General features: G+C 69.4%; 5 protein-coding genes. 2 read left to right on the plus strand and 3 right to left on the minus strand.

Going from position 1 to position 3,132, the window contains the following annotated elements:
• Positions 1–437, plus strand: a 437-nt coding sequence (locus VLK66_RS17500) for a hypothetical protein (RefSeq protein ID WP_325310747.1), incomplete at its 5' end; no start/stop codon positions are given.
• A 3-nt stretch (positions 438–440) separates the two neighbouring features.
• Positions 441–809: a cupin domain-containing protein gene (locus VLK66_RS17505; protein ID WP_325310748.1), complete on the plus strand. Its 369-nt coding sequence runs from the start codon at positions 441–443 to the stop codon at positions 807–809.
• Between the two features lie 9 nt (positions 810–818).
• Here the strand turns inward: VLK66_RS17505 and VLK66_RS17510 are convergent, their stop codons facing one another.
• The 3 genes from VLK66_RS17510 to VLK66_RS17520 all read right to left on the minus strand — a co-directional run bounded on the left by VLK66_RS17510 (position 819) and on the right by VLK66_RS17520 (position 2,706).
• A complete protein-coding gene (locus VLK66_RS17510; RefSeq protein WP_325310749.1) occupies positions 819–1,229 on the minus strand; it encodes an NYN domain-containing protein in 411 nt (136 codons plus the stop codon).
• A gap of 65 nt (positions 1,230–1,294) precedes the next feature.
• A complete protein-coding gene (gene can / locus VLK66_RS17515; RefSeq protein WP_325310750.1) occupies positions 1,295–1,936 on the minus strand; it encodes a carbonate dehydratase in 642 nt (213 codons plus the stop codon).
• A complete protein-coding gene (locus VLK66_RS17520) occupies positions 1,933–2,706 on the minus strand; it encodes an NAD-dependent deacylase (protein ID WP_325310751.1) in 774 nt (257 codons plus the stop codon). Before VLK66_RS17520 ends, can begins: the two co-directional genes overlap by 4 nt.
• Positions 2,707–3,132: the final 426 nt, after the last annotated feature.

Below are 3,132 nucleotides of genomic sequence, written 5' to 3' on the forward strand. Positions count from 1 at the left end.
GCGCCGTCTGGCGTCGCTGGGCTCTGGTCGGCAGCAAGTCGGGGCAGATCGTAGACCCGGGCATCTCAAGCGAGGTCGTCCTGGCCCACGAACTCACGACGCTCACGCGCGAAGAGACTTTGAAGGCGACGGCCGACGTGAAGATTAAGAGGTGGTGGGTGGCCGTGCCGACGACGGCCGCGCGGAGCGAAGTCCTGTTCGACGGCGGGCGGCGGCGCGACCGCTTCGTCTTCGACGGCGGCGCGCTCGAAGTCTCGGCGGCGGCGGACTGGCCCCTGAACATCTCGGTGCAGGCGGCGGGGGGCGGGGCCACCGGGCGCGGCGCGCGCGGCGGGGTGCCGCTGCACCTCGTCTACGAAGCGCGTGACATGAGCTTGAAAGCAGGACAGTCTGCGCGCTGGCGCATCACGTTGAAGGCGGAAGGTGAGGTACGATAAGTCATGGAAGCGAAATCAATACTCAGCCCGCACCCGCGGCACACGGACTGGTCGCGCGTCCCCGTCGAGGTTCTCGAAGACGGCACCGAGCGGCAGATGATCGTCGGGGAGCGGGTGATGGTCTGCCGCCTGCGTTTCGCGCCGCGCGTCGTCACGCCCCCGCACGACCACCCGCACGAGCAGATCACTCTGGTCGAGCGCGGCCGCGTCCTCTTCACCGTCGGCGACGAGCAGAGGGTCGCCGAGGCGGGCGACGTGCTCCACTTCCCGCCCAACAGTTGGCACGGCGCGACGATGCTCGAAGAGGAGGTCGTCCTCATCGACATCTTCTCGCCGGTGCGCGAGGACTTTCTTAATAAGAACGGTTCGTGAGGCGCGGCGTCACGGCTCCTGCTCTTCGTAGAGCACGACCTCGCCCTTGACGATCATGTAAGGGAGCCGGCGTTCGTTGACCCAGGGGTACTGGTCGGCGTAGTCCTTGTAGCGGTCGTTGGTGACGATGAGGGCGTCCAGCTCGTGCGCGAACTGGATGATGAAGTAGTCGGCGTCGGTGCCGGCGGGCACCTGGCGCACCTCCTGCGCCTTGATGAGCTTCTCCAACTGCTCCTGGTCGTCGATGTCGTACTTGAGGCTGGCGTCCACGATGATGACGGCCTCCTGCCCGCGCTCCTCCAGCTCGCGCCGCACCTTGAGCAGGTTCGAGAGCTTCGGCTTGCCGCCCGCGTTGCGCTCCTCGTAGGCCACGTTGGCCCCGTCGATGACGACCGTCGCCTTCTTGCCGTTCGCGGACATTCGTTTAAGCCTCCGACTTTAGTGAGATTCCGGCCGAGTATACAGGGCGGCGCGCGTCGCGCCGTTCACGAAATCGTTTCAACTTTCTCTTCCGCCGACGCGAGATCTTCCGGGCAGGTGACGCACAGCCCCAGGTCGCGCAGCAGCCCGTCTTCGAGCGCGTAGACCCACCCGTGCACCGACAGCTCCTGCCCGCGCTCCCACGCGCCCTGCACCACGGTGGTCTGGCAGACGTTGGCCACCTGCTCGATCACGTTCAGCTCGCACAGCCGCGCCAGCCGGTCCGCGTCGCCGGAGATGGCGTCGAGCTCGGCGCGGTGCTTGATGGCCACGTCCTGCACGTGCCGCAGCCAGTTGTCGATGAGCCCCAGCCGCCGCTCCTCCAGCGCCGCCTGCACGCCGCCGCAGCCGTAGTGGCCCACCACCAGGATGTGCTTCACGCGCAGCACGTCGACCGCGAACTGCATCACCGACAGGCAGTTGAGGTCGGTGTGCACCACCACGTTGGCCACGTTCCGGTGCACGAACATCTCGCCGGGGAGCAGCCCCACGATCTGGTTGGCGGGCACGCGGCTGTCCGAGCAGCCGATCCACAGGTACTCCGGCGCCTGCTGGTGGGCCAGCGTGGCGAAGAAGTCCGGGTCGCGCTCCAGCGTGGACTGCGCCCACTCCCGGTTGTTTCCGATCAGGTGGTCGATTCCGCTCATCCGTCGCCCATCCTCCGTTCAGTGAGTGCGGCCGCGAGACGCGGCAGCACAGCGCCGGCGGCGCCCTGAAGGTACGCCGCGGCCAGGTGATTCAGCTCGCTTGGCTCCGGGTTCACCTCGATCACCCGCGCCCCGGCCCGCGCGGCCACGGCGGGGAGCTCCGCCGCCGGCCACACCGTTCCCGACGTCCCCACCAGCAGCAGCACGTCGCACTCCTCCGCCAGCCGCCACGCCCGCTCCACCGCCGCCTCGGGCAGCATCTCCCCGAACCACACCACGTCGGGGCGCAGCGGCGATCCGCAGACGGGGCAGGGCGGGGGATCGCTCTCCTCCGCGCCGTCGTCCGGCACCGGTCCGGGCCAGGGGTGATGGCGATCGAGGCACTTCGCCCGGCGGATGCTGCCGTGCAGCTCCACCACGTCGCGCGAGCCGGCCAGCGCGTGCAGCCCGTCGATGTTCTGCGTGACGATGGTGAGCGACGGCAGCCGCGCCTCCATCTCCACCAGCGCGTGGTACCCCGCGTGCGGCACCGCCTCGGCGATCCTGCGCCGCCGCGCGGCGTACCAGCTCCACACGCGGCGCGGGTTCTTCCGGAAGCCGCGCTCGGTGGCCAGCTCCTGCGGGTCGTACTGCGCCCACAGCCCCTCCAGCGCGTCGCGGAAGGTGGGGATGCCGCTCTCCCGCGACATCCCCGCGCCGGTGGAGACGAGCACGCGCCGGGCGCTCGCCAGCCACTCCGCCGCGCGGGTGATCGATTCGTCGCTCGGCATCGGTCGTACAGTCGTACGGTCGAGAAAGATGCCACTGAAGTGGCGGCTACAACGGCACGCAGTCCGCCTTCGCGGACTTCATCGGTGCGAGACGACCCCGCGGCGCGCCGACCCGCATCACGGCGGCCGCGATGATGCCGGTCCCGAGGACAATCGGCGCGGTGCGAGCGAACTCGGCCTGCCACGGTCGCACGCCAGAGGAAGATGCCACTGAAGTGGCGGCTACAACGGCACGCAGTCCGCCTCCGCGGACTTCATCGGTGCGAGACGACCCCGCGGCGCGCCGACTCGCATCACCGCGGCCGCGATGATGCCGGTCCCGAGGATAATCGGCGCGGTGCGGGCGAACTCGGCCTGCCACGGTCGCACTCCAGAGGAAGATGCCACTGAAGTGGCGGCTACAACGGCACGCAGTCCGCCTCCGCG

This window comes from Longimicrobium sp. (assembly GCF_035474595.1).
In the GTDB taxonomy this organism is placed as follows: Bacteria; Gemmatimonadota; Gemmatimonadetes; order Longimicrobiales; family Longimicrobiaceae; genus Longimicrobium.

Excerpts from the sequence above, each read along its gene's own strand:
- VLK66_RS17505 (WP_325310748.1), top strand. The coding sequence starts at position 441 with ATGGAAGCGAAATCAATACTCAGCCCGCACCCGCGGCACACGGACTGG.
- VLK66_RS17510 (WP_325310749.1), bottom strand. The coding sequence starts at position 1,229 with ATGTCCGCGAACGGCAAGAAGGCGACGGTCGTCATCGACGGGGCCAAC.
- can (WP_325310750.1), bottom strand. The coding sequence starts at position 1,936 with ATGAGCGGAATCGACCACCTGATCGGAAACAACCGGGAGTGGGCGCAG.
- VLK66_RS17520 (WP_325310751.1), bottom strand. The coding sequence starts at position 2,706 with ATGCCGAGCGACGAATCGATCACCCGCGCGGCGGAGTGGCTGGCGAGC.